General features: G+C 65.7%; 22 protein-coding genes and 1 tRNA gene. 12 read left to right on the plus strand and 11 right to left on the minus strand.

Annotation, left to right across the window (positions count from 1 at the left end):
* Positions 1 to 78 precede the first annotated feature (78 nt).
* From RV045_RS00005 to RV045_RS00050, 10 genes are all read left to right on the plus strand, one after another.
* Positions 79 to 154 (plus strand) — tRNA-Trp (locus RV045_RS00005).
* A 108-nt stretch (positions 155 to 262) separates the two neighbouring features.
* On the plus strand, positions 263 to 649 hold the full coding sequence (gene secE, locus RV045_RS00010; RefSeq protein ID WP_423233700.1) for a preprotein translocase subunit SecE: 387 nt from the start codon (positions 263 to 265) through the stop codon (positions 647 to 649).
* 25 nt (positions 650 to 674) lie between these two features.
* Positions 675 to 1,283 (plus strand): transcription termination/antitermination protein NusG, encoded by a 609-nt coding sequence (gene nusG, locus RV045_RS00015; RefSeq protein ID WP_423233701.1) that lies wholly within the window; start codon positions 675 to 677, stop codon positions 1,281 to 1,283.
* Between the two features lie 132 nt (positions 1,284 to 1,415).
* Complete coding sequence (gene rplK / locus RV045_RS00020) at positions 1,416 to 1,847, plus strand: 50S ribosomal protein L11 (protein ID WP_423233702.1); 432 nt, start codon at positions 1,416 to 1,418, stop codon at positions 1,845 to 1,847.
* Position 1,848: 1 nt separating this feature from the next.
* Positions 1,849 to 2,556, plus strand: a complete 708-nt coding sequence (gene rplA / locus RV045_RS00025; protein ID WP_423233703.1) for a 50S ribosomal protein L1 — start codon at positions 1,849 to 1,851, stop codon at positions 2,554 to 2,556.
* Between the two features lie 284 nt (positions 2,557 to 2,840).
* On the plus strand, positions 2,841 to 3,338 hold the full coding sequence (gene rplJ, locus RV045_RS00030) for a 50S ribosomal protein L10 (RefSeq protein WP_423233704.1): 498 nt from the start codon (positions 2,841 to 2,843) through the stop codon (positions 3,336 to 3,338).
* A gap of 66 nt (positions 3,339 to 3,404) precedes the next feature.
* The gene (gene rplL, locus RV045_RS00035) at positions 3,405 to 3,779 is read left to right on the plus strand and encodes a 50S ribosomal protein L7/L12 (RefSeq protein WP_423233705.1); all 375 of its coding nucleotides are present in this window, start codon (positions 3,405 to 3,407) and stop codon (positions 3,777 to 3,779) included.
* Between the two features lie 374 nt (positions 3,780 to 4,153).
* Complete coding sequence (gene rpoB / locus RV045_RS00040; RefSeq protein WP_423233706.1) at positions 4,154 to 8,284, plus strand: DNA-directed RNA polymerase subunit beta; 4,131 nt, start codon at positions 4,154 to 4,156, stop codon at positions 8,282 to 8,284.
* A 37-nt stretch (positions 8,285 to 8,321) separates the two neighbouring features.
* Entirely contained in the window at positions 8,322 to 12,572 is a 4,251-nt protein-coding gene (rpoC, locus tag RV045_RS00045; protein ID WP_423233707.1) for a DNA-directed RNA polymerase subunit beta', read from the plus strand.
* Between the two features lie 122 nt (positions 12,573 to 12,694).
* The gene (locus tag RV045_RS00050) at positions 12,695 to 13,588 is read left to right on the plus strand and encodes an EamA family transporter (RefSeq protein WP_423233708.1); all 894 of its coding nucleotides are present in this window, start codon (positions 12,695 to 12,697) and stop codon (positions 13,586 to 13,588) included.
* A gap of 12 nt (positions 13,589 to 13,600) precedes the next feature.
* Here RV045_RS00050 and RV045_RS00055 read toward each other — a convergent pair whose 3' ends face one another.
* Genes RV045_RS00055 through RV045_RS00070 form a run of 4 tightly spaced genes read right to left on the minus strand, consistent with a single transcriptional unit; the run spans position 13,601 to position 17,136 of the window.
* Positions 13,601 to 14,029, minus strand: coding sequence for a type II toxin-antitoxin system VapC family toxin (locus RV045_RS00055; RefSeq protein WP_423233709.1), 429 nt, complete (start codon positions 14,027 to 14,029; stop codon positions 13,601 to 13,603).
* Positions 14,026 to 14,613, minus strand: a complete 588-nt coding sequence (locus tag RV045_RS00060; RefSeq protein ID WP_423233710.1) for an acyl-CoA thioesterase — start codon at positions 14,611 to 14,613, stop codon at positions 14,026 to 14,028. The genes RV045_RS00055 and RV045_RS00060 overlap by 4 nt, the downstream gene beginning before the upstream one ends.
* A gap of 5 nt (positions 14,614 to 14,618) precedes the next feature.
* Positions 14,619 to 16,172 carry a multicopper oxidase CueO gene (cueO, locus tag RV045_RS00065; protein ID WP_423233711.1) on the minus strand — a complete coding sequence of 518 codons (1,554 nt, stop codon included), beginning with the start codon at positions 16,170 to 16,172 and terminating at the stop codon, positions 14,619 to 14,621.
* 49 nt (positions 16,173 to 16,221) lie between these two features.
* Positions 16,222 to 17,136: an AEC family transporter gene (locus RV045_RS00070; RefSeq protein ID WP_423233712.1), complete on the minus strand. Its 915-nt coding sequence runs from the start codon at positions 17,134 to 17,136 to the stop codon at positions 16,222 to 16,224.
* A gap of 73 nt (positions 17,137 to 17,209) precedes the next feature.
* Here RV045_RS00070 and RV045_RS00075 point away from each other — a divergent pair, with 73 nt between their 5' ends.
* Positions 17,210 to 17,902: a glutathione S-transferase gene (locus RV045_RS00075; RefSeq protein WP_423233713.1), complete on the plus strand. Its 693-nt coding sequence runs from the start codon at positions 17,210 to 17,212 to the stop codon at positions 17,900 to 17,902.
* Between the two features lie 13 nt (positions 17,903 to 17,915).
* Here RV045_RS00075 and RV045_RS00080 read toward each other — a convergent pair whose 3' ends face one another.
* The 7 genes from RV045_RS00080 to RV045_RS00110 all read right to left on the minus strand — a co-directional run bounded on the left by RV045_RS00080 (position 17,916) and on the right by RV045_RS00110 (position 22,776).
* Positions 17,916 to 18,995 (minus strand): histone deacetylase family protein, encoded by a 1,080-nt coding sequence (locus RV045_RS00080; protein ID WP_423233714.1) that lies wholly within the window; start codon positions 18,993 to 18,995, stop codon positions 17,916 to 17,918.
* The gene (gene lipB / locus RV045_RS00085; RefSeq protein ID WP_423233715.1) at positions 18,989 to 19,702 is read right to left on the minus strand and encodes a lipoyl(octanoyl) transferase LipB; all 714 of its coding nucleotides are present in this window, start codon (positions 19,700 to 19,702) and stop codon (positions 18,989 to 18,991) included. Before lipB ends, RV045_RS00080 begins: the two co-directional genes overlap by 7 nt.
* 10 nt (positions 19,703 to 19,712) lie before the next feature.
* A complete protein-coding gene (locus tag RV045_RS00090) occupies positions 19,713 to 20,033 on the minus strand; it encodes an HP0495 family protein (RefSeq protein ID WP_423233716.1) in 321 nt (106 codons plus the stop codon).
* On the minus strand, positions 20,027 to 21,199 hold the full coding sequence (locus RV045_RS00095; protein ID WP_423233949.1) for a D-alanyl-D-alanine carboxypeptidase family protein: 1,173 nt from the start codon (positions 21,197 to 21,199) through the stop codon (positions 20,027 to 20,029). Before RV045_RS00095 ends, RV045_RS00090 begins: the two co-directional genes overlap by 7 nt.
* 122 nt (positions 21,200 to 21,321) lie before the next feature.
* The gene (locus RV045_RS00100; RefSeq protein ID WP_423233717.1) at positions 21,322 to 21,978 is read right to left on the minus strand and encodes an alpha/beta hydrolase; all 657 of its coding nucleotides are present in this window, start codon (positions 21,976 to 21,978) and stop codon (positions 21,322 to 21,324) included.
* A 19-nt stretch (positions 21,979 to 21,997) separates the two neighbouring features.
* Entirely contained in the window at positions 21,998 to 22,324 is a 327-nt protein-coding gene (locus tag RV045_RS00105) for a (2Fe-2S) ferredoxin domain-containing protein (protein ID WP_423233718.1), read from the minus strand.
* A 17-nt stretch (positions 22,325 to 22,341) separates the two neighbouring features.
* Positions 22,342 to 22,776 carry a CopD family protein gene (locus RV045_RS00110; protein WP_423233719.1) on the minus strand — a complete coding sequence of 145 codons (435 nt, stop codon included), beginning with the start codon at positions 22,774 to 22,776 and terminating at the stop codon, positions 22,342 to 22,344.
* Between the two features lie 297 nt (positions 22,777 to 23,073).
* Here RV045_RS00110 and RV045_RS00115 point away from each other — a divergent pair, with 297 nt between their 5' ends.
* Complete coding sequence (locus RV045_RS00115; protein ID WP_423233720.1) at positions 23,074 to 24,108, plus strand: M14 family zinc carboxypeptidase; 1,035 nt, start codon at positions 23,074 to 23,076, stop codon at positions 24,106 to 24,108.
* Positions 24,109 to 24,128: the final 20 nt, after the last annotated feature.

The raw sequence follows: 24,128 nt of genomic DNA on the forward strand, positions 1-24,128 counted from the left end.
TCGCACGGTGGGCGCTGGCGTTGTGGCCAAGGTCATCGAGTAATCTGTTTTCCGGGCGGCCGCAAGGTCGCCTGCCGCAGGGGTGTAGCTCAATTGGTAGAGCGCCGGTTTCCAAAACCGAAGGTCGGGGGTTCGATTCCCTCCGCCCCTGCCATCTGTTGACGAAGGGCCTTGTGCCCTTCTATGACAGCACTGCCGTTTAAGGCTTGGCCCGAAAGACCGTCAGGTCTTCGGGCTTGCTGTCTTGTTCAAAGGTTGTTTCATGGCCAATGTGACTGAAGCGCAGACGGTGACCCCGGGCAAGGAGAAATTCCTGCTCGTGATGGTGGCGGTCTGGGTGATTCTGGGCGTTGGGGCCTACTATGTTCTGGCCTCGCAGCCGGGCTGGCAGCGCGTGCTGTCCTTCTTGGCCGGCCTGGTGCTGGCAGCAGCGACGTTTTTTTACGCCGATGCCGGGCGCCGTCTCGTAGGGTTTGCCCGCGATTCCTGGAAAGAAGTCGGCAAGATGGTCTGGCCGAAGCGCAATGAATCGCTGCAGTTGACCGGCTATGTTTTCGCCTTCGTTCTGGTGGTGGCGCTCTACCTGTGGCTGAGCGACAAAATCGTCGAATTCGTGCTCTACCGCCTGATTCTGGGCTGGACACAGTGACCGCACGATCTGAGAAAGGTAATCCATGACCGACACGACCGACTCCCTGCTGCCTGAAGGCGCCCAGAGCGCTCCGGGGGCTGTGCCGTCTGCCACCGTGCCGACGCTGAAGTGGTATGTCGTCCACGCGTACTCGGGCATGGAAAAAGCCGTCGAGCGCAACCTGCGCGAGCGCATCGAGCGCGCGGGCATGCAGGACCGCTTCGGCCGCATCCTGGTGCCGACCGAAGAAGTGGTCGAGCTGAAAAACGGCAAGAAATCGGTCACCGAGCGCCGCTTCTTCCCGGGCTACGTACTGGTCGAGATGCATATGGATGATGATTCCTGGCACCTCGTGAAAAACACCAGCAAGGTCACCGGTTTTGTCGGTGGTGTGCGCAACCGTCCGGCGCCGATCTCGCAGGCCGAAGTCAACAAGATCGTCAACCAGATGCAGGAGGGCGCCGAGAAGCCGCGTCCCAAGGTCGAGTGGACGACGGGCGAAGTGGTCCGCGTCAAGGAAGGTCCGTTTGCCGATTTCAATGGCACGGTCGAGGATGTCAACTACGAGAAATCCAAGGTGCGTGTGGCCGTGACCATTTTTGGCCGTGCCACGCCGGTCGAGCTGGATTTCGGCCAGGTCGAAAAAGTTTGAGTTTTGCAGCCTGACGCGGGGTGGCCCGGCGTCAGGTGTTCCGCTGCCGGTGCCTGTGCGCCGGTCCGAGGCCACAGGACGAGGAGCTGATCCGCTTTCGGGCGACAGCGTTAAGACTCGACAGGAGTACACATGGCCAAGAAAATTGTCGGCTTCATCAAGCTGCAGATTCCTGCAGGCAAAGCCAACCCCTCTCCCCCCGTCGGCCCGGCACTGGGTCAGCGCGGCCTCAACATCATGGAGTTCTGCAAGGCGTTCAACGCGCAGACCCAGGGCGTCGAGCCCGGACTGAAGCTGCCCGTGGTCATCACGGCCTTCGCCGATAAATCTTTCACCTTCGTCATCAAGACGCCCCCGGCGACCGTGCTGCTGAAAAAAGCCGCCAAGCTGGACAAGGGCTCAGCCCGTCCGCACACCGACAAGGTCGGCCGTCTGACGCGCGCCCAGGTGGAAGAAATCGCCAAGACCAAGATGAAGGATCTGACTGCCGCCGACATGGACGCCGCCGTGCGCACCATCGCCGGTTCGGCCCGTTCCATGGGCATCAATGTGGAGGGCTTCTGATATGGCCAAGCTGACCAAACGCGAGAAAACCTACGCGGGCAAGATCGAGTCGACCAAGCTGTACGCCATTGGCGATGCGCTGGGTCTGGTGGCTGAATGCGCCACGGCCAAGTTCGATGAATCCATCGACGTGGCCATCCAGCTGGGCATCGACCCCAAGAAATCCGACCAGGTGGTGCGTGGCGCCGTTGTGCTGCCCAACGGCACCGGCAAAACCAAGCGCGTCGCCGTGTTCGCTCAAGGCGCCAAGGCGGACGAAGCCAAAGCCGCTGGTGCAGACATCGTCGGTATGGAAGACCTGGCCGAGCGCGTCAAGGCGGGCGACATGCCCTTTGACGTGGTCATCGCCGCACCGGACGCCATGCGCGTTGTCGGTACGCTGGGCCAGATCCTGGGGCCGCGCGGCCTGATGCCCAACCCCAAGGTCGGCACGGTGACCCCGGACGTGGCCCAAGCGGTGAAAAACGCCAAGGCCGGTCAGGTGCAGTTCCGTGTGGACAAATCCGGCATCGTGCACAGCACCATCGGCCGTCGCTCGTTCAGCGCTGACAAGCTCCAGGGCAACCTGGCCGCCTTGATGGAAGCGCTGACCAAGGCCAAACCGGCCACCAGCAAGGGCGTGTACCTGCGCAAGGTGGCCGTGTCGTCCACCATGGGCGTGGGCGTACGCGTGGACATCAGCAGCATCGCGCTTCAGCCGGCTGCCTGATTGTTGAAAACTGGCTGCTGCGCTTCGCGGCGCAGCGGCCGTGAGTGGTGGGCCCGGGCAACCGGGGTCATCCAAGACCGTTGGGGCTCGCGTCAGGCTCTTTGGAGTCTTTCAAAAGCTTAATTGGGGCTTCGCAGGAAGTCCGCCCAGCGCAGATGGCGAACCCGCTGGTTTCATGAGAGACAGGCCCCACAGCCTGGCGCACGTGATGGCCACAGTTCGTCGCAAGGGTGCAGCCCCGCATAAGCAGGGCTGTGTGTGACTATCATCGTGAGGAGCAGACCATGAGTCTCAATCGCAATGAAAAGGCGGCCGTGATCGCCGAAGTGGTCGAGCAGGCCAAATCGGCGCAGACACTGGCTCTGGCCGAATATCGTGGCCTCACTGTGGAAAACCTGACCGGGCTGCGCAAGCAGGCCCGCGAAGCAGGGGTGTACTTTCACGTGCTGAAAAACACCTTGGCGCGCCGCGCTGTCGCTGGCACCCCCTTCGAAGGGGTGGCGGACAAAATGGTGGGCCCGCTGATTTATGGTTTTTCGCAGGACCCCGTGGCCGCGGCCAAGGTCATGGCGGATTTCGCCAAGACCAACAGCAAGCTGGTGATCACGGGCGGCTCGTACGCGGGCAAGGCCCTGGATGCGGATGGCGTGAAAGCGCTGGCTGCCATCCCGAGCAAGGAAGTGCTGCTGGCCCAGCTGCTGGGTCTGATGCAGTCGCCCGTTTCGCGCATGGCGCGCGTGCTGGCGGCCGTGGCCGAGCAACGCGAACAGGCTGCCGCCTGATTTCATTTTTCTCTTTGGGGCACGTCCACATTTCCCGGACCGCCCCCTGAAACCCAAGGAAACATCATGTCTTTCGATAAAGATGCCTTTTTGACCGCTCTGGACAGCATGTCCGTGATGGAACTCAACGACCTGGTGAAAGCCATCGAAGAGAAGTTTGGCGTGTCCGCCGCTGCCATGGCCGCTCCCGCTGCTGCGGGCGGTGGCGCTGCTGCTGCCGTTGAGGAAAAGACCGACTTCGACGTCGTTCTGACCGAAGCTGGCGCACAGAAAGTCTCCGTGATCAAGGCCGTGCGCGAAATCACCGGTCTGGGCCTGAAAGAAGCCAAGGACCTCGTCGATGGCGCGCCCAAGACCGTCAAGGAAGGCATGCCCAAGGCCGACGCCGAAGCCGCCAAGAAGAAGCTGGAAGAAGCTGGCGCCAAGGTCGAGCTCAAGTAACACCTGCGGCAGTCGCCGCGCCTGTGCTCCGGTGCAGTGCGGCGCTGTTTTGTGTGTGATAATTCGCCACTTGGCCTGTCACAAACAGGCCTGGTGGCGTTTTGGCGGTTAACGCGCCCCACATCCTGCTTCGATTCCAGTACATTTGAAAGCCCATCCGGCAGCCTGCCTTGCAGGCGGAGCTGGATCAGGTGGTCTTTCAACTGTTCTTTGATCCGACTGCAAAGAACCGGTTTGGTCGAACTCTGGTGCAAGGCCAGGGTTGTCCGCCAGCACCTGGTAGAGGCCAGGTACCAAGCTGACGCACGCCCCCGTGCACGTCCAGTCGCCAACGACGCCCCCAATTGCCACCCGGCAACTGACACGGAGTTCTCATGGCGCAATCTCCTGCCTATTCCTACACCGAGCGCAAGCGCATCCGAAAAAATTTCGGCAAGCGCCCCAGCGTGCTTGAAGTGCCCTACCTGCTGTCGATGCAGCGCGAAGCCTACCGCGCCTTCCTGCAGGCCGATACCCCTCCCAAATTGCGCAAGCCGGAAGGCCTGCAGGCCGCTTTCCTGTCGGCCTTCCCCATCGTGTCGCACAACGGCCTGGTCGAGATGCAGTACCTCGAGTACTCGCTGGGCAAGCCCGCTTTTGACACGCGCGAGTGCCAGATCCGGGGTCTGACGTTCGGCTCGGCGGTACGCGCCCGCCTGCGCATGGTGATCTACGACCGCGAAAGCCCACAGGCCAAAACCGTCAAGGAAATCAAGGAACAAGAGGTCTACATGGGCGAGGTGCCCCTGATGACTGACTTTGGTTCCTTCATCATCAACGGCACCGAGCGTGTGATCGTGTCGCAGCTGCACCGCAGCCCCGGCGTGTTCTTCGAGCACGACAAAGGCAAGACGCACTCCAGCGGCAAGCTGCTGTTTGGCGCGCGCATCATTCCTTACCGCGGTTCGTGGCTGGATTTCGAGTTCGATCCGAAAGATTTCCTCTACTTCCGCGTCGACCGCCGCCGCAAGATGCCGGTGACCACGCTGCTCAAGGCCATCGGCATGGGCAACGAAGACATCCTGTCCACCTTCTTCGATTTCGACCGTTTCACGCTGGAAGACACTGGCGCGCGCATGGATTTCGTGGCCGACCGCCTCAAGGGTGAAATCGCCCGCTTTGACATCGTCGGCAAGGACAGCGAAATCATTGTCGAGAAGGAAAAGCGAATCACCGCACGCCACATCCGCCAGATGGAGCAGGCGGGCATCTCGCAGATTTCGGTGCCGGAAGACTTTGTCCTGGGCCGCATTCTGGCCCGTGATGTGGTCGACCGCAGCACGGGCGAAGTCGTCGCCCGCGCCAACGAAGAGCTGACCGAAGCGCTGGCGCAGAAGCTGCGCGACGCGGGAATCACCACGCTGGAGTGCCTCTACACCAACGAACTTGACCGTGGCGCCTACATCAGCCAGACGCTGGCCGCCGATGACACCGCCGACCAGATGGCCGCACGCATCGCCATCTACCGCATGATGCGCCCCGGCGAGCCGCCGACGGAAGACGCCGTCGAGCTGCTCTTCAACCGCCTGTTCTACAGCGAAGACACCTACGACCTCAGCCGTGTGGGCCGCATGAAGTTCAATGCGCGCATCGGCCGTGAGGGCTCTGAGGGCGCCATGACGCTGTCCAACGAGGACATCCTGGCCGTCGTCAAGATCCTGGTGGATCTGCGCAACGGCAAGGGCCAGGTCGATGACATCGACCACCTGGGCAACCGCCGCGTGCGCTGCGTGGGCGAACTGGCCGAAAACCAGTATCGCAGTGGCCTGGCGCGCATCGAGAAGGCCGTGAAAGAGCGTCTGGGCCAGGCCGAAACCGAAGCCCTGATGCCGCACGACCTGATCAACTCCAAGCCGATTTCTGCGGCGCTCAAGGAGTTCTTCGGTGCCAGCCAGCTGTCGCAGTTCATGGACCAGACCAACCCGCTGTCCGAGATCACGCACAAGCGCCGCGTCTCGGCTCTGGGCCCGGGCGGTCTGACGCGCGAGCGCGCGGGCTTCGAAGTCCGCGACGTGCACCCCACGCACTACGGCCGCGTCTGCCCCATCGAAACGCCGGAAGGCCCGAACATCGGCCTGATCAACTCGCTGGCGCTCTACGCCCGCCTGAACGATTACGGCTTCCTGGAAACGCCCTACCGCCGCGTGATCGACAGCAAGGTCACCGACCAGATCGACTATCTGTCGGCCATCAAGGAAGGTCACTTCGTCATCGCCCAGGCCAACGCGGCCCTGAGCGAAGACGGCCGCCTGATCGATGAGCTGGTCTCGGCTCGCGAGAACGGCGAGCCGGTGCTGACCACGCCCGACCGCATCGAGTACATCGACGTGGCGCCGACGCAGATCGTGTCGGTGGCGGCCTCGCTCGTGCCCTTCCTGGAGCACGATGACGCGAACCGCGCACTGATGGGTGCCAACATGCAGCGCCAGGCTGTGCCCACGCTGCGCCCCGAAAAGGCGCTGGTCGGCACGGGCGTCGAGCGCGTGGCGGCCAAGGACAGCGGCACTGTGGTCACGGCGCGCCGGGGCGGTTTTGTCGATTACGTCGACACCAACCGCATCGTGATCCGCGTGAACGACGATGAAACCGTCGCTGGCGAAGTCGGCGTGGACATCTACAACCTGATCAAGTACCACCGCTCCAACCAGAACACCAACATCCACCAGCGCGCCATTGTGCGTCGCGGTGACCGGGTGCAGGCCGAGGACATCATCGCTGATGGCGCCTCGACCGACCTGGGCGAACTGGCGCTGGGCCAGAACATGCTGGTCGCCTTCATGCCCTGGAACGGCTACAACTTCGAAGACTCGATCCTGATCAGCGAGCGCGTCGTCGCCGAAGACCGCTACACCTCGATCCACATCGAGGAACTGGTGGTCATGGCCCGCGACACCAAGCTGGGCAGCGAGGAAATCACCCGCGACATCCCCAACCTGTCCGAGCACCAGCTCAGCCGCCTGGACGAGTCGGGCATCGTCTTTATCGGTGCTGAAGTCAACCCCGGCGACGTGCTGGTCGGCAAAGTCACGCCCAAGGGCGAAACCAGCCTGACGCCGGAAGAAAAGCTGCTGCGCGCCATCTTTGGCGAGAAGGCCTCCGACGTGAAAGACACGTCGCTGCGCGTGGACCAGGGCACGCAGGGGACCGTCATCGACGTGCAGGTCTTCACCCGCGAAGGCATCGATCGCGACAAGCGCGCCCAGCAGATCATCGATGACGAGCTGAAGCGCTACCGGCTGGACCTGAACGACCAGATGCGCATCGTGGAAGCCGATGCCTTCGAGCGTATCGAGAAGCTGCTCCTGGGCAAGATCGCCAACGGGGGCCCCAACAAGCTGACCAAGGGCACGGCCATCACGGCCGATTACCTGGGCAGCATGGACCGTCACCACTGGTTCGACATCCGCCCGGCGGAAGAGGAAGTCGCCAACCAGCTGGAAAGTGCCAAGAACGCGCTCAAACAGACGCGCCATGGTTTCGATGTCGCTTTTGAAGAAAAGCGCACCAAGCTGACGCAGGGCGACGAGCTGCCGGCGGGCGTGCTCAAAATGGTCAAGGTCTACCTGGCCGTCAAGCGCCGGTTGCAGCCCGGCGACAAGATGGCCGGCCGTCACGGCAACAAGGGTGTGGTCTCCAAGATCACGCCGCTGGAAGACATGCCTTACATGGCCGACGGCACGCCGGTGGACATCGTGCTCAATCCGCTGGGTGTGCCTTCGCGCATGAACGTCGGGCAGGTGATGGAAGTTCACCTGGGCTGGGCTGGCAAGGGCATCGGCCAGCGCATCAACACCATGCTGCAGCAGGAGCAGACGCGCGTGGCCGAGCTGCGCAAGTTCTTCGACGAGCTGTACAACCGCAGCGGTGGCAAGGCCGAGGACATCGCCCAGCTGACCGACAGGGAAGTCGTCGAAATGGCGACCAACCTGCAGAACGGCGTGCCGTTCGCGACGCCGGTGTTCGATGGCGCTTCCGAGGCCGAGATCCGCGGCATGCTCAAGCTGGCCTACCCGGACGAGATCGCCAAACTGAAGGGCCTGACTGACACGCGCACCCAGGCCTGGCTGTGCGACGGCCGCACTGGCGAGCAGTTCGAGCGCCCGGTCACTGTCGGCTACATGCATGTGCTCAAGCTGCACCACCTGGTGGACGACAAGATGCACGCGCGCTCGACCGGCCCGTACAGCCTGGTGACCCAGCAGCCGCTGGGCGGCAAGGCGCAGTTCGGCGGCCAGCGTTTCGGCGAGATGGAAGTGTGGGCGCTGGAAGCCTATGGCGCGTCCTACGTGCTGCAGGAAATGCTCACCGTCAAGTCCGACGACGTCAACGGCCGCACCAAGGTGTACGAGAACATCGTCAAGGGCGAACACGCCATCCACGCGGGCATGCCCGAGTCGTTCAATGTGCTGATCAAGGAAATCCGTTCCCTGGGCCTGGACATCGAACTCGTCAAGAACAACGCGTGATGCTGCGTCATCCGATTCAATTTTTCAGGAGAGAAGCATGAGAGGCCTACTGGACCTGTTCAAGCAGCTGACCCCGGACGAAGAGCATTTCGATGCCATCCGCATTGGCCTGGCCTCACCGGAGAAAATCCGGTCGTGGTCGTTTGGCGAAGTCAAAAAACCCGAAACGATCAACTACCGCACCTTCAAGCCCGAGCGCGACGGCCTGTTCTGCGCCAAGATTTTCGGCCCGATCAAGGATTTCGAGTGCCTGTGCGGCAAGTACAAGCGCCTCAAGCACAAGGGCGTGATCTGCGAGAAGTGCGGCGTGGAAGTCACGCAGGCCAATGTGCGCCGCGACCGCATGGGTCACATCGACCTGGCGGCGCCGTGCGCGCACATCTGGTTCCTGAAGTCGCTGCCCAGCCGTCTGGGTCTCGTGCTCGACATGACGCTGCGCGACATCGAACGCGTGCTTTACTTTGAAGCCTATGTGGTGGTCGATCCCGGCATGACGCCGCTGAAGAAGTTCAGCATCATGTCCGAGGACGAGTACGAGGCCAAGGTCGAAGAGTACGGCGACGAGTTCATCGCCATGATGGGCGCCGAAGGCATCCAGAAGCTGCTGGCCGACATCGATCTCGACACCGAGATCGAGCGCCTGCGCGGCGACATGACCGGCTCGGAACTGAAGGTCAAGAAGAATTCCAAGCGCCTCAAGGTGATGGAAGCCTTCAAGAAATCCGGCATCAAGCCGCAGTGGATGGTCATGGACGTGCTGCCCGTGCTGCCGCCCGACCTGCGTCCGCTCGTGCCGCTGGACGGGGGCCGCTTTGCGACGTCTGATCTGAACGACCTGTACCGCCGCGTCATCAACCGCAACAACCGCCTGGCCCGCCTGCTGGAGCTGAAGGCGCCCGAGATCATCGTGCGCAACGAAAAGCGCATGCTGCAGGAAGCCGTTGACTCGCTGCTGGACAACGGCCGCCGGGGCAAGGCCATGACGGGCGCCAACAAGCGTGCGCTGAAGTCGCTGGCCGACATGATCAAGGGCAAGGGCGGCCGTTTCCGCCAGAACCTGCTGGGCAAGCGCGTCGATTACTCGGGCCGTTCGGTGATTACCGTGGGTCCGACGCTCAAGCTGCACCAGTGCGGTCTGCCCAAGCTGATGGCGCTGGAGCTGTTCAAGCCGTTCATCTTCTCGCGCCTGGAAGCCATGGGCGTGGCCACCACCATCAAGGCGGCCAAGAAGGAAGTCGAATCCGGCACGCCGGTGGTCTGGGACATCCTGGAAGAGGTGATCAAAGAGCACCCCATCATGCTCAACCGCGCGCCGACGCTGCACCGCCTGGGTATCCAGGCGTTTGAGCCCGTGCTGATCGAAGGCAAGGCCATCCAGCTGCACCCGCTGGTCTGCTCGGCCTTCAACGCCGACTTTGACGGTGACCAGATGGCCGTTCACGTGCCGCTGTCCATCGAGGCGCAGATGGAGGCCCGCGCGCTGATGCTGGCGTCCAACAACGTGCTGTTCCCGGCCTCGGGCGAGCCCTCCATCGTGCCGTCGCAGGACGTGGTGCTGGGCCTGTATTACGCCACCCGCGAGCGCATCAACGGCAAGGGCGAGGGCATGATTTTCTCCGACATCGGGGAAGTCGACCGCGCTCTGGCCAACGGCGTGATCGAGGTCACCGCGCGCATCAACGTGCGCCTGACCGAGTGGGTGCGCAGCCGTGACAGCAACGAGTTCGTGCCCGAGACCAAGCTGGTTTCCACGACCGTGGGCCGCGCGCTGCTCTCCGAAATCCTGCCCAAGGGTCTGCCTTTCGCCAACATCAACAAGGCGCTGAAGAAGAAAGAAATATCGCGCCTGATCAACGCCTCCTTCCGCAAGTGCGGCCTGAAAGAAACCGTGGTGCTGGCCGACAAGCTGCTGCAAAGCGGTTTCCGTCTGGCGACGCGCGCCGGCATTTCGATCGCCATCGACGACATGCTGGTTCCGCCGCAGAAGCAGGCCCTGATCGAGCGCGCTGAAGCCGAGGTCAAGGAGATCGAGAAGCAGTACACATCCGGTCTCGTGACCGCGGGCGAGCGCTACAACAAGGTCGTGGACATCTGGGGCAAGACCGGTGACGAGGTCGGCAAGGTCATGATGAGCCAGCTGGCCAAGCAGAAGGTCATCGACCGCCACGGCAACGAGGTGGATCAGGAATCGTTCAACTCGATCTACATGATGGCGGACTCGGGCGCGCGCGGGTCGGCCGCGCAGATCCGCCAGCTGGCCGGGATGCGGGGCCTGATGGCCAAGCCCGACGGCTCCATCATCGAGACGCCCATCACGGCCAACTTCCGTGAAGGCCTGAACGTGCTGCAGTACTTCATCTCCACCCACGGCGCCCGCAAGGGCCTTGCGGATACGGCGCTGAAGACCGCGAACTCGGGCTACCTGACGCGCCGTCTGGTCGATGTGACGCAGGATCTGGTCGTGACCGAACAGGATTGCGGCACGTCCAACGGCTTTGCCATGCGCGCGCTGGTCGAGGGCGGCGACGTCATCGAATCGCTGCGCGACCGCATCCTGGGCCGTGTCACCGCGACGGAAGTGCTCAACCCCGAAACGCAGGAGCTGCTGGTTAACGCCGGTGTGATGCTGGACGAGGACGTGCTGGACGTGCTGGAAGCCGCTGGCGTGGACGAAGTCAAGGTGCGCACGCCCCTGACCTGCGACACGCGCTACGGCCTGTGCGCCAAGTGCTATGGCCGCGATCTGGGCCGGGGCGGCCTGGTCAACGGCGGTGAGGCGGTCGGCGTGATCGCCGCGCAGTCCATCGGCGAGCCGGGCACGCAGCTGACGATGCGGACTTTCCACATCGGCGGCGCGGCCTCGCGCGCGGCGGTGGCCTCCAGCGTCGAAGCCAAATCGGACGGCATCATCGGCTTCAACGCCACGATGCGCTACGTCACCAACGGCAAGAACGAGCTGGTCGTCATTTCGCGCTCGGGCGAAATCGTCATTACCGACCCGCACGGTCGCGAGCGCGAGCGTCACAAGGTGCCTTACGGCGCCCTGCTGAACATCCGCCCGGACGAGACCATCAAGGCCGGCAAGGTGCTGGCCAACTGGGATCCGCTGACTCGCCCCATCATCACGGAATTCGCTGGCAAGGCGCGTTTCGAGAACGTGGAAGAGGGCGTGACCGTGGCCAAGCAGGTGGACGAGCTGACCGGCCTGTCCACGCTGGTGGTGATCGATCCGAAGCGCCGTGGTTCGGCCAAGGTGGTTCGTCCGCAGGTCAAGCTGCTGGACGAGGCAGGCAACGAGGTGAAGATCCCCGGCACCGACCACTCGGTGACGATCGGCTTCCCGGTGGGCGCGCTGATCCAGGTCCGCGACGGACAGGATCTGCTGCCCGGTGAAGTGCTGGCCCGCATCCCCATGGAAGGTCAGAAGACGCGCGACATCACCGGCGGTCTGCCGCGTGTGGCCGAGCTGTTCGAAGCCCGTTCGCCCAAGGACAAGGGCATCCTGGCCGAGCAGACCGGCACGGTCTCTTTTGGCAAGGAAACCAAAGGCAAGGTGCGCCTGCAGATCACCAGTCCGGAAGGCACGGTCCACGAGGAACTGGTGCCCAAGGAAAAGAACATCCTGGTGCACGAAGGCCAGGTGGTGAACAAGGGCGAGCACATCGTCGATGGTCCGGCCGATCCGCAGGACATCCTGCGCCTGCTGGGTGTCGAGGAACTGGCGCGCTACATCGTCGATGAAGTGCAGGACGTGTACCGCCTGCAGGGTGTGAAGATCAACGACAAGCACATCGAGGTGATCGTTCGCCAGATGCTGCGCCGCGTGCAGATCGTCAACCCGGGCGACAGCAACTACATCACCGGCGAACAGATCGAGCGTTCCGAACTGCTGATGACCAACGAAGACCTGTCCCGCAAGGGCAAGCTGGTGGCCACCTACGCCGACGTGCTGCTGGGCATCACCAAGGCGTCGCTGTCCACCGACAGCTTCATCTCGGCGGCGTCCTTCCAGGAAACCACCCGCGTGCTCACCGAGGCGGCCATCATGGGCAAGCGCGACGAGCTGCGCGGCCTGAAGGAAAACGTCATCGTCGGCCGCCTGATCCCCGCCGGAACGGGCCTGGCCTTCCACGAGGCGCGCAAGGTCAAGGACAAGCTGGACGACGAAGAGCGCCGTGCCAACGACCTGCGTGAAGCGCAGGAAGCCTTGGCCCGCGTGGACGCCGAACAGGAAATCCTGGCCGCTGGTGCCCCCGCAGAAGGGGTCAGCGACACCGCCCAGGAGTGATCCTGGCGGCCTGACAGGCTCTGCTCAAAAACCCCGCCGGGAGACTGGCGGGGTTTTTTTGTGGCGCATTTGATCCGCATCCAGCACCTGTTCCCAACGACACTTTCCCGGAGACCGCCCCCGTGAATCTCATCCTCGCCCTGGTGGCCGCGCTGGCCTATGGCGTCAGCGATTATCTGGGCGGCCTGGCCAGCCGCCGTCATCCGGTGCTGCACGTGATTCTGGTGGCTTACCCCGTGTCCGCGCTGGCCCTGCTGCTGGCTGCGCCGTGGCTGGGCGGTGAGCCGACGTCGGAGGCGCTGCTCTATGGTGCGCTGTCGGGTGCGTCGATGGCGCTGGCTATCGGGTTTTTCTACGCGGCGCTGGCGCAGGGCCCGATGAGCGTGGTGTCGCCGGTGACGGCGGTTCTGGCGGCGGCGATTCCGGTGGGACTGGGCCTGCTGGCGGGCGAGACACTCACGGCTTTGGCGCTGCTGGGCGTGGCGCTGGCGCTCGGGGCCATCGTGCTGGTCAGCCTGCCGCCCAAACGGGCGACCACTGTCTGCGCTGACGCACCGCGCCTGACGCCCGCCGTGCTGGGCCTGGCCTGCGTGGCCGGGAGCGCGTTTGCGCTGAGCTTTTTCCTCATCCACCGCATCCCGGCGGGCGGCGGTCTGTGGCCCATGCTGGCCGCGCGGGGCACGGCGACGGGGGCGGTGCTGCTGTTCTGGATCGTTCGTCGCCGCTGCGTCTCGCTGGCCCGGTCGGCACAGTTGGCCCAGTTGGCCCGCCCGAAGCAGTCTGGCGGAGATCTGTTGCGCCTGGGCGCATGGGTCGGCGTGCTGGACGGGCTGGCCAACGCCTGCGTTTACTACGCCCTGGGGCTGGGTGCGCTGTCGACCACCAGCGTCATCACCTCGCTCTACCCGGTCGCGACGGTGGCCCTGGCCATCTTGCTGCTGGGCGAGCGCGTCGGGCGCGTGCAGGCGGCCGGCATGGCGCTGGCGGCTGTGGCGGTGGGGCTGATTGCGTTGTGAGGGGCGCCGGGCTCAGCCGGGAATATCCCACGGGCAGACGAGCTGCACGCTGGTCGGTCTGAAATCGTTCACGTTGCGGGTCGCCACTGTCATGCCATGCACCAGTGCGGTGGCGGCGATCAGGGCATCGCGTTCGGCGCGGGGGTCGGGGACATGCAGCCGGGCACAGCGCTGGGCCACGGCGGTATCGACGGGCAGGATGCGCTGCCCAAACTCGGGCAGAACGCGCTCGCTCAGCCACTCGCGCAGCAGATCGCCTTGCGTCCTGTCGCGGCGCTGGAGCTGCAGGATGCCCAGCTCCAGCTCCATGACCGTGATGGCGGACAGAAACAGATCGCCCGCATCCACGCCGTCCGCCCACGCCTGAACCTGCGGATGCATCCGTGCCGTGCCCGCTTTGCGCAGCTCTGATACGACGTTGGTGTCCAGGATGAACATCACGAAAAATCAGCGGGGCGCGAGACCAGTTGCAGCTTGGGCGGATCGAATTCGATGTTCTCCCCGCCTGGCATGGCCAGCACTGTCAATACGCTGCGCTTTTGTGGATGGCTGCGCTGATCGCCCTCCCGCAAGGCCGCCACCCGCTCCGCAAACGCGTGCGGCACCCTGGCCTTGCTGCGTGTGGCGTAGTCGAAAAAGACAATGCCGTGACGGCCGCGGGCGATTTCGCGCGTCTGGGGTCGCTCGGGCGTGGCCAGCGCACTGACCTGCCAGACCAGATCAAAACCGTGCGGACGCAGGGCGCCGACGGCCAGGGCGACAGACAGCGTGTCGCCGTAAAAGGCCTCGGCGCGGTACTGCGCCGCCACGTCGCGCACGACGATGCCCACGCCTTCGACATCCGTTTCGCTGTAGCCCCAGTGCCGGAGCAGGCGCACGCGCGCCTCGCCCACAAGGCCGATCAGGCGCGCGTTGTCCAGGTGCTGGCCGTGGTTGACGTGCTCAATGTAGAGCGGCAGTTCGGTGCGGAAATGCCACTGCGCGGGCAGGGCGATGCGCAGGGCAGGGGTGGGCGTGCTGTCCATGGGTTTCAGGCGCTGACGGTAAAAGCCGCCATCATGCCGGTATCTTCGTGCTCCAGCACGTGACAGTGCGCCATATACGGCTTGGCGCGATCGGCCGTGCGGGTGAAGCGGACCAGCACTTCGCTGGTTGCGTTCTCGACGTGCACGGTGTCTTTCCAGCCGCAGCGGTGTGCGGCGGGCGCGCGGCCGTTTTCGGACAGGATGCGGAACTGCGTGCCGTGGATGTGAAAAGGGTGGCGCATCATGTCGCCCGCGCCGGTGATCGTCCAGCGTTCCGGCTGGCCCACGCGGGCGTCAAACAGCGGCCGGGCCGCATCAAACGCCTGGCCGTTGATGAGATTGGCGCTGTGCAGATCGAGCTTCATGGCGCCGTGTTCGCCATGTCCACTGCTGTGATCCATGGGCATCCCGGCCATGGCTTGCATGCCGTAGCGCGCCATCAGCGCCTGCATGCCCTGCGCGTCCAGCATCGGGTTCATGGACAGCGCCAGGCGGCGCTGCGTCAGCGTTTTCAGGGCACTGGCGCCGGGCAGGGCGGGCAGCGTGGCCAGACGGTCGGGCAGGCGGCCCGGACCCGCGTCGCCAGCGGGCTGCACGCGCAGCAGCGTGACGGGCGCATCAAAAGGCGGCAGTGTCATGCCCATTTGCATCACGGGCCGCGTCTGCAGATCAAACGGCGTGCCGCTGCGCGCATCGACCATGACCTCGAAGCGCTCGCCGGGGAGTATCTCCAGCGTCTTCAGTGCCACCGGTTCGGCCAGAAAGCCGCCGTCGCTGGCGATGACGTACAGCGTGCGGCCATCGCTGGTGGCCAGATTCAGCGTGCGGGCGTTGCAGCCGTTGAGCAGGCGCAGGCGCAGCCAGCCTCTGGGCGCGCGGTGCTGCGGCGCAGCGACGCCGTTGGTCAGCATCAGATCGCCAAACCAGCCCACGGCGGCGGTCATGGCGTCGAGCTGGTAATCGATCTGGCCCGAGGCGTTCAGGCGCTTGTCCTGCAGCACCAGGGGGATGTCGTCCACGCCCCAGCGCTGCGGCAGGGCCGCGATGGCGCTGTCCGGATCGTCGATCAGGATCAGCCCGGCCAGCCCCATGGCGACGTGCAAGCCGCTGGTGTGGTGCGGGTGCGGGTGGTACCAGGCCGTGGCGGCGGGCTGATCGGTCTGCAGCTGCGCCGTCCAGGATTGCCCGGGCGCGATGGGCGATTCCGGCCCGCCATCGGCACGGCCCGGAATCAGCAGGCCGTGCCAGTGCAGCGAGGTGGGCTGCGGCAGCCGGTTTCGCACCTCGACCGTGACCGGCTTGCCGCGCGGCAGCACCAGCGCCGGGCCCAGCAGCGCGCCATTGAAGCCCCAGGTGGCGGTGGCGCGGGCGCCACGCAGGCGCGACGTGCCCGTTTGCGCGGTCAGCACGACGCGGCCCTGCGCATCCGCAACCAGCCGGGGCGGGATGGGCAAGGCGGGCACCTGGGCTGCTGCGGCCCACGCCGTCGGCTGCAACGTCGCCGCCGCGGTGGCTGCGGCGATCAGGCTGGACGATTGAAGAAAGCGTCGGCGATCCATATCAGGCCTCTTTTGGGGTGAAGTTCAGTGCGCGCCCGTCGTGCGCCCGTCAGGCACCCATCAGACGCGAGACGTGTGACAGCGCCCACAGCGCCAGTGGCACGCCGGGCAGGGCCAGCAGCGTGGACAGCGTGATCAGCCCCGCCACGAACGGCCCGTTGCCGCCCATGCGCGTGGCCAGCACGAAAGCGCTGCTGGCCGTGGGCAGCGCGGCGAAACACACCAGCATGGCCTGCTGGCCCGGCGGCAGACCGGCGATCAGGCCCCAGGCGATGGCCGCCAGCGGCAGCAGCAGGTGGCGGATGCCCATAAAAGCGGCGGCCAGCGGCCAGCCTTCGCGCAGCGCGCCAAAGCGCAGGCCCGCACCCACGGCCATCAGGCCCAGCGGTACGGCGGCCTGGCCCAGGCGCTGCAGGGTGATGTCGGCCAGACCCGGCAGCGGCCAGCCCAGCACGTTGACCAGCAGCCCGGACAGCGTCCCGATGATCAGCGGATTGCGCAGCAGCTCGCGGGCGAAGTTCTGCCCGCTGTGCCGCGCCAGCGGCCAGACAGCGGCGATGTTGCAGAACGGCACGCACAGCGCCAGCAGCAGCGCGGTCCAGGCGACGCCGTCGGTGCCCGAAATGCGGTCGGCCAGCGCCAGCGCCACATAGCTGTTGAAGCGAAAGGCGCACTGCGCGCCGCTGGCGTGCAGCGTGGCATCCACGCCGGGCCAGCGCTTCAGGCTGTAGGCCGCCAGAACCCCCAGCGTGCTCAGGCCCAGACCCGCGCCGCCCAGGTGCAGGGCGTCCGAGGCGCTGATCTGCGCCGTGGCGCTGGCGCGGAACAGCAGCGCCGGGAAGAGCACGAAATACACCAGACGCTCGACGCCTTCCCACACCGGGCGGTTCAGCGCCGTGCCCCGGCACAGGGCGCAGCCCAGGGCGATCAGCAGGAAATCCGGCAGCAGAAGCAGAGGGCTCATGGCCGGGCAGTTTAGCGGCCCGGCGCGCTCTGCTACGCTGACGCCTCCGAATCAACCCTTCCGGAGGGACGTCATGCTGGTGCTGCATCATCTGAACAATTCGCGCTCGCAGCGCATCCTGTGGCTGCTGGAAGAACTGGGCCTGCCTTACCGCATCCAGCCCTGGGCGCGCGACAGCGCCACGATGCTGGCGCCCGAAGGGCTGCGCCAGATTCATCCCTTGGGCAAATCGCCGCTGCTGCAGGACGAGGACCGGGGCGGCGCCGTCATCGCCGAATCGGGCCACATCGTCGAATACCTGCTGGATCACTACGACCGCAGTGGCCCGGGCGGACACCCGCTGTGGCGACCGGCGCCGGGGACGCCCGATTTCGATCGCTACCGATTCTGGCTGCATTACGCTGAGGGCTCGCTCATGCCGCCGCTGCTGCTGGGCCTGGTGTTTGGCCAGGTGGCCAAGGCGCCGATGCCGTTTTTTGCCCGGCCCATCGCCAAAGGCATCGTGGCCAAGGTGACGCAATCCTTCATCGGGCCGCAGACGCGCACCCACCTGCAGTACGTCAACGACGAGCTGGCCGGGCGCGAGTGGCTGGCGGGCGATCACCCCACCGGCGCCGATGTGCAGATGAGCTTCCCGCTGGAAGCCGCCGCCAGCCGCGCCGACATGACGCCCTACCCGGCCATCCGCGACTACGTGGCGCGCATCCACGCCCGCCCCGCCTGGCAGCGGGCGCTGGCGGCGGGCGGGCCGTATGCCTATGCGTGAGCGCTGAAGGGGCTCAGGCCACAGCGATCATCACCCCTTCCAGCACATTCACCACATTCACGCCCATGTCGGCGACGGCGTAGCCACCCTCCAGCGTGAACAGCAGCGGCAGGCCCAGCCCGGCGAGGTCGGCACCGAGGGTGAGGTAATCCTGGCTCGCCAGGCCAAAGCGCGAGATTGGGTCGCCCGCAAAGGTGTCCACACCCAAAGCCACGATGACCGCATCGGCGCCGTGGTCGCTGACGCGCTGCAGGCCACTGTGCAGGGCACGGCGCCAGGCGTCAAAGCCGGTGCCAGCGGGCAGCGGCAGGTTCAGGTTGAAGCCTTCACCCGCGCCGGTGCCACGCTCGTCGGCGTGGCCCAGGTAGAAGGGGTATTCGGTGCGCGGATCGCCGTGCAGTGACACGGTGAGGATGTCAGCGCGCGCTTCGAAAATCGTCTGCGTGCCGTTGCCGTGGTGGTAATCGACGTCCAGGATGGCGACGCGGCGCGCGCCCTGCGCCAGCAGCGCTTCGGCGGCGACGGCGGCGTTGTTGATGAAGCAGTAACCGCCGAAAAAGTCGGGGCCGGCGTGGTGGCCGGGCGGTCGCGTCAGCGCCAGAGTGGCGGTGGGGCGATCTTCGGTTGGACCGCCCAGCAGCGCCTGCGCGGCGCTGGCGGCGCAGGCCGCACCCTGCCAGGCGGCACGCCAGGTGCCTGCGGTGAGCGGGCTGCCCGAATCAAACGAGAACAGACCCATGCGCGCGGCGAAGTTCTGCGGCGCAATGTCGCTGCGAAAGCCGCGCACCGGCCAGACCGAGGGCAGGGCGTCCAGTGCGGCGTTGGCCGGGTCCAGCGCCAGCCATTCGCCCCAAGCGTTTTCCAGAAAATCCAGGTAGCGCGGCGCGTGGACGCGTTCCAGCAGCGCACGCTCCAGCGGCAGCGGTTCGCGCAGGGCGGCTGGCCCCCCGGGGGCGCAGAAGCGGCGGCGTTCCAGCTCGGCCAGCACCTGGTCCAGGCGCGCAGGCACCTCGTGGCAGGGCACCTGGCGGCCGCGGAACATCTCGAAACGGCCACAGTGCGCCGCGTGGTCAGGGTTGGCGAAAATCAGCATGGGGTTTTGGGCGGCATCAGTTGCGCGATCAGGTGCTCGACCAGACGCTGCGCCACCAGCGCCGGGTCGGCGTGGACGCCCTGGCGGGCCATGTCGGTGGTCACCAGCCCGGCGTAGCCGCAGGGGTTGATGGCGTCAAAAGGGGACAAATCCATGGCGACGTTCAGCGCCAGGCCGTGGTAGCTGCACTGGCGCGACACCTTGACGCCCAGCGCGGCGATTTTCTGCAGACCGGCCAGCGGCGCGGCGCCAGCCTCTGCTGAGAATGAATCCTGCGGCGGCCCGCTGCGCACGTAAACGCCAGGCGCACCGGCGGCGCGCTCGCCCGCCAGACCGAAATCGGCCAAGGTCAGGATCAGCGCTTCTTCCAGGCGCTTGACGTAGGTGCGCACAAAGAGACCCAGCCGCCCCAGGTGCAGCAGCGGGTAAATGACGATCTGTCCGGGGCCGTGGTAAGTGATCTGCCCGCCCCGGTTGCTGCGCACCACGGGAATGCCGGTGTCGCGCAGCAGGTGTTCGGGCAGGCCCGCCACGCCCTGGGTGTAGACGGGCGGGTGGCTGCAGACCCAGATCTCGTCCGGCGTGTCCGCGCCGCGCTGGGCCGTGAACTCGACCATGGCGGCGAAGGTGGCGGCGTAATCGGCCTCGCCCAGATGACGGACAACGGCGCAAGGCGCCACGGGTGGACTGACGGGCGCCGCGTCCACGCCGCTGGCCTTACAGCACCACCCGGACCAGCGGGTGGCTGGACAGTGTGCGGTACAGGTTGTCCAGCTGCTCGCGGTTTTCGACGCGCACGTTCAGCGTCACGCCCAGGTAGGTGCCTTTGCTGCTGGGGCGAAGCTCCAGCGTGCTGGGGTCGAAGCTGGGATCGGTGTCGCGCGCCACGGCGCTCAAAGCGCCGACTAGATCGTCGTGCTTCACGCCCATCACCTTGATCGGGAAGACGCACGGGTATTCGATCAGGCTGTCCTGCGCGGGGCCGGTGGGGCCTGTTTCAGGGGAAGGCGTGCTGCCGGGATTGGGCTCGCTCACCATTTCAGACGCATCCGCAGGCTGTCCCACAGGCGGCCGAAAAGTCCGGCCTGCTCTACGGGATTGGACGTGACCAGATCGAACTGCGCCACGGGCGCGCCGCTGGCGGTGGTGACTTTGAGCAGACCGACCTTCTGATCCTTGGCCAGCGGCGCGACCAGCGGATCCAGGCGCTCGATGCCTGATTTGAGCTTCTGCGCCTCACCGCGCGGCACGCTGACGTAGACGGGATAGCCGCCGCGCGTGCGAAGGCTGACTTCGCTGTCCTTGCCCTGCCAAACGGGCGCCACGCTGATGGTCGCGTCCTTGTCGAAGAGGCGAACGAAATCAAAGGCCTGGTAGCCCCAGTTGAGCAGCTTCTGCGCCTCGTTGGCGCGCGCGGCCATGCTGGCCGTGCCCATGACCACGCTCATGACGCGGCGGTTGCCGTTGGGCAGGGCGCGCTTGGCCGTGGCCACCAGGCAGTAACCGGCGGCGCTGGTGTAGCCGGTTTTCATGCCGTCCACCGTCGGGTCGCGGTAGAGCAGCTGGTTGCGGTTGGGCTGCTTGATGTTGTTGAAGGTGTACTCGCGCGTCGAGTAGTAGTGGTAGTACTCGGGGAAGTCGCGGATGATGCGCGTGGCGATGGTGGCGATGTCGCGGGCGCTGCTGTAGTGGCCTTCCTGCGTCAGCCCGGTCGGGTTGGCGAACTGGGTGTTGGCCAGACCCCAGGCCTTGGCCTGCGCGTTCATCATCTGCACGAAGACGTCGGTGGAGCCGGCCACGCCCTCGGCCAGTGCCACGGCGGCGTCATTGCCGCTCTGGATGATCAGGCCGCTGAGCAGCTGGTCCACCGTCGGCGTCATCTTGGGATCGATGAACATCAGCGAACTGCCGTATTTGCGCTCGTCCCAGGCCTTCTGCGACACGGGCAGGCGCTGGTCCAGGCTGATTTTCTTCTGCTTGAGGGCGTCAAAAACGACGTAAGCCGTCATCAGCTTGGTCAGCGAAGCGGGGTCGGCCCGGACGTCGGCGTTGTGATCGGCCAGCACCTGGTTGCTGGACACGTCCAGCAGGAAATACGATTTGGCCGCGATTTCGGGCGGCTTGATCGGCGCCGCGACGGCTGGAGCAGGCACGCCCGTGGCCGTCACCACCGCCGCCGTGGCGGCACCGGCGGGCTTGGGCATGTTCTGGGCGGCTGCGGGCAGGGCCAGCGCACTGAGCGCCAGCGACAGGGCCGTGGCGGCCGACAGGGTGGTTCGGGTCAGGGAGGAACGGTTCATGGACACAGTCAGCGGCTAAGAAAGGGTCATCGGGGCGCGAGCTGGCGCAGCGCCACGCGGCCCAGCCAGCCCTGCTGGATGGTGGTGCGCAGCGCGGCCAGCTGGCCGTGGAAAAAATGTCCGGCGCCGGGCATCACGGTGACGGGCAGCTGGTGCTCGCCCGCAAAAGCCAGAACGGGATCGAGCGGCACGACATCGTCGGCCTGGCCGTGGATCAGCAGGGTGTCCTGCGGTACACCGGCGACCGCAAAGCGCGTGACGGCGGTGCCGACCAGCACGCCGGGCAGCAGCGCATCGCCCGCCTGCTGGCGGCGCTGCATGACGTGGCTGGCGACGTAAGCGCCAAACGAGAATCCGGCGACCATGATCGGGCTGTCCGGCCGGGCCGGGTCGCGCGAGGCGGCCAGCACAGCCAGCGCATCGTCGATTTCGCCCCGGCCTTCGTCCCACACGCCCTGCGATTCACCCACGCCCCGGAAGTTGAAGCGCACGCAGCGGTAGCCCAGCTGCACGAAGGCGCGCGCCAACGTCTGCACGACCTTGTTGTCCATCGTGCCGCCATGCAGCGGGTGGGGGTGGCAGAGCAGGGCCAGGCCCTGTTCGGCGCTGGCCGGGCGGTCTACGGCGCAGGCCAGAACGCCGGCCGGCCCGGTCAGTTTGATCAGCTGGGTCTGGCTGTTCATGAAAACAGGGCGATGCGCCTCAGACCCCGACGCTGTCGGGCAGCACCAGGCGCTCGACCACGCGGCCGTGGCGCAGGTGCTCTTCGACCACCTCCAGCACGTCGTCGCGGTCGACAAAGCTGTACCAGGTGCTTTCGGGGTAGACCACGGCCACCGGCCCGCCCGCGCAGCGGCCCAGGCAGCCGGCCTTGCTCACACGGACTTTGCCCGGCCCGGCCAGGTCGCCCGTTTTGACCGCCACCTTGCAGGTTTCCAGCAGGGCGTTGGCGTCGAACTGGGCGCAGGCGCGCTCGCCGTTATCGCGCTGGTTGGTGCAGAAGAAGATGTGGCGCTCGAAATAATTCATCGCGGGATTGTAAGAGTTCAGAAGGGCTTGAACACCGCCAGCGCCACAATCGCGGCAAACAGCACGATGGCGACTTCGTTGAACACGCGGTACCAGCCGTGGCTGCGCGTGTTGGTGCGTGCCTCGAAACCGGCCAGCAGGCGCTTGCACGCCATCTGGTAAATGATGGCCAGAACCACCAGCACCAGCTTGGCGTGGACCCAGCCCTTGCCCTGGCCGATGCCAAAGTGCAGCCACAGCACCAGGCCAAAAACGATCGCCGCACCCATCAACATGTGCGAAAAACGGTGCAGCTTGCCCGCCATCAGCAGCAGACGCTCGCGCTCGGCGTGGCTGTCGTCGGGCACCATGGCCAGATTGACCAGAAGGCGCGGCAGGTAAAACAGCCCGGCAAACCAGGCCGCTACGAAGATGATGTGCAGCGTTTTGACCGACAGGTAGGCAATGTCCATGGCGCGGGCGCGATCCTGAAGTGGAAGAAGAGGGAAGAGCGGGCAAAAATAAAAAACCCCAGCCTAAGCTGGGGCATGAACATGCGATCACGTCGCATGCCTGCTCAGGGAGGAAAAGCAGGGCAAAGCTTGGTCAATCAAGATTGCAGTGCTATTTTGCCCTTTTTTGCCACGCGCCCCAAGCCCGCGCGGCAAAAACCGACCCCCGAATGCGGGTCTTGCCAGCGCGCGCCCTTAAAATCTGCAGCACTTCTGTGCCGGCCCCGCGCCGGTTTCCGTGATTCGGCAAAGAGACGCGTGCGCATCAAAAAATGGCTCCCGGTTGCGGGGGCAATCCTTCTTGTGGGCTGGGCCTTCTGGCGTCTGGCCGGTCCTGCGCCCCAGGCGGTTGCGGCTGCGCCCACGCTGGCGCAGAGCGGCCCGGCCTACCCGTCGCCCGGGACAGCGCCTGCGCCAGACCCCGTTGTGCCTGTGCCACCGTCAGCGCCTGTCGCCCAGGACGATCCGGACAGCCCCAGCATCGCGCGCGCCCGTGACGCCTGGTGCGAAGAAATCGTGCCACGCCTGCCCGGCACGCCGCAGCAGCGCTGCCAGGAGGGCCGCTACGTGCCCGGGAAGGGGCGCTCCGTGCAGGGCCGCTCGCTGTGGTACACCGACATTCCGGCCACATCGGGCACCCGGCCACTGCGCGTGCTGGTGCTGGGCGCCATTCATGGCGATGAAATGTCAGCGTCCACGCTGGTGTTCGACTGGGTGCGCCGCGCCCGCGAGCACCCGGCGCCGGGCATCGTCTGGCGCATGGCGCCGCTGGTCAACCCCGACGGCCTGCTGCACAGCCCGCCCACCCGCGTCAACGCGCATGGGGTGGATCTGAACCGCAACTTCCCCACCGAAGACTGGGTGGCCAAGGCCGCGCACTACTGGGAAAAGACCACACGCAAGGACCCGCGCCGCTTCCCCGGCCCGTCGGCGGCGTCCGAGCCCGAAACCTCCTGGGTGCTGGACCAGATCGGCGAATTTCGCCCCGACCTGGTCGTTTCGGTGCACGCGCCCTACGGTCTGCTGGATTTCGACGGCCCGCAAAAGCCGCCCAGCAAACTGGGCAGCCTCTTTCTGGACCAGCTGGGTGTCTACCCCGGCTCGCTGGGCAATTACGGCGGCCTGGTGCGCGGCGTGCCGGTGGTGACCATCGAGCTCAAGCACGAAAGCCGCATCGCCGAGGCCGAAAGCGGCGCCATGTGGGGCGATCTGCTGCGCTGGATCGATACCCGGCTCAAGCGTGAACCGGCAGCGGCCCCTGCGGCAGCGACTCAGGCGGCGGCGGTAAACTGACCGGCTGTCTTTTCTTTTTG

Source organism: Amphibiibacter pelophylacis, assembly GCF_037688875.1.
GTDB classification, from domain to species: domain Bacteria; phylum Pseudomonadota; class Gammaproteobacteria; order Burkholderiales; family Burkholderiaceae_C; genus Amphibiibacter; species Amphibiibacter pelophylacis.

Excerpts from the sequence above, each read along its gene's own strand:
- RV045_RS00090 (WP_423233716.1), bottom strand. The coding sequence starts at position 20,033 with ATGGTGAGCGAGCCCAATCCCGGCAGCACGCCTTCCCCTGAAACAGGC.
- RV045_RS00110 (WP_423233719.1), bottom strand. The coding sequence starts at position 22,776 with ATGGACATTGCCTACCTGTCGGTCAAAACGCTGCACATCATCTTCGTA.
- cueO (WP_423233711.1), bottom strand. The coding sequence starts at position 16,172 with ATGGATCGCCGACGCTTTCTTCAATCGTCCAGCCTGATCGCCGCAGCC.
- rplK (WP_423233702.1), top strand. The coding sequence starts at position 1,416 with ATGGCCAAGAAAATTGTCGGCTTCATCAAGCTGCAGATTCCTGCAGGC.
- RV045_RS00060 (WP_423233710.1), bottom strand. The coding sequence starts at position 14,613 with ATGGACAGCACGCCCACCCCTGCCCTGCGCATCGCCCTGCCCGCGCAG.
- rpoB (WP_423233706.1), top strand. The coding sequence starts at position 4,154 with ATGGCGCAATCTCCTGCCTATTCCTACACCGAGCGCAAGCGCATCCGA.
- RV045_RS00100 (WP_423233717.1), bottom strand. The coding sequence starts at position 21,978 with ATGAACAGCCAGACCCAGCTGATCAAACTGACCGGGCCGGCCGGCGTT.
- RV045_RS00075 (WP_423233713.1), top strand. The coding sequence starts at position 17,210 with ATGCTGGTGCTGCATCATCTGAACAATTCGCGCTCGCAGCGCATCCTG.
- rplJ (WP_423233704.1), top strand. The coding sequence starts at position 2,841 with ATGAGTCTCAATCGCAATGAAAAGGCGGCCGTGATCGCCGAAGTGGTC.
- rplL (WP_423233705.1), top strand. The coding sequence starts at position 3,405 with ATGTCTTTCGATAAAGATGCCTTTTTGACCGCTCTGGACAGCATGTCC.
- RV045_RS00080 (WP_423233714.1), bottom strand. The coding sequence starts at position 18,995 with ATGCTGATTTTCGCCAACCCTGACCACGCGGCGCACTGTGGCCGTTTC.
- RV045_RS00095 (WP_423233949.1), bottom strand. The coding sequence starts at position 21,199 with ATGCCCAAGCCCGCCGGTGCCGCCACGGCGGCGGTGGTGACGGCCACG.
- secE (WP_423233700.1), top strand. The coding sequence starts at position 263 with ATGGCCAATGTGACTGAAGCGCAGACGGTGACCCCGGGCAAGGAGAAA.
- nusG (WP_423233701.1), top strand. The coding sequence starts at position 675 with ATGACCGACACGACCGACTCCCTGCTGCCTGAAGGCGCCCAGAGCGCT.
- RV045_RS00105 (WP_423233718.1), bottom strand. The coding sequence starts at position 22,324 with ATGAATTATTTCGAGCGCCACATCTTCTTCTGCACCAACCAGCGCGAT.
- RV045_RS00070 (WP_423233712.1), bottom strand. The coding sequence starts at position 17,136 with ATGAGCCCTCTGCTTCTGCTGCCGGATTTCCTGCTGATCGCCCTGGGC.
- rplA (WP_423233703.1), top strand. The coding sequence starts at position 1,849 with ATGGCCAAGCTGACCAAACGCGAGAAAACCTACGCGGGCAAGATCGAG.
- rpoC (WP_423233707.1), top strand. The coding sequence starts at position 8,322 with ATGAGAGGCCTACTGGACCTGTTCAAGCAGCTGACCCCGGACGAAGAG.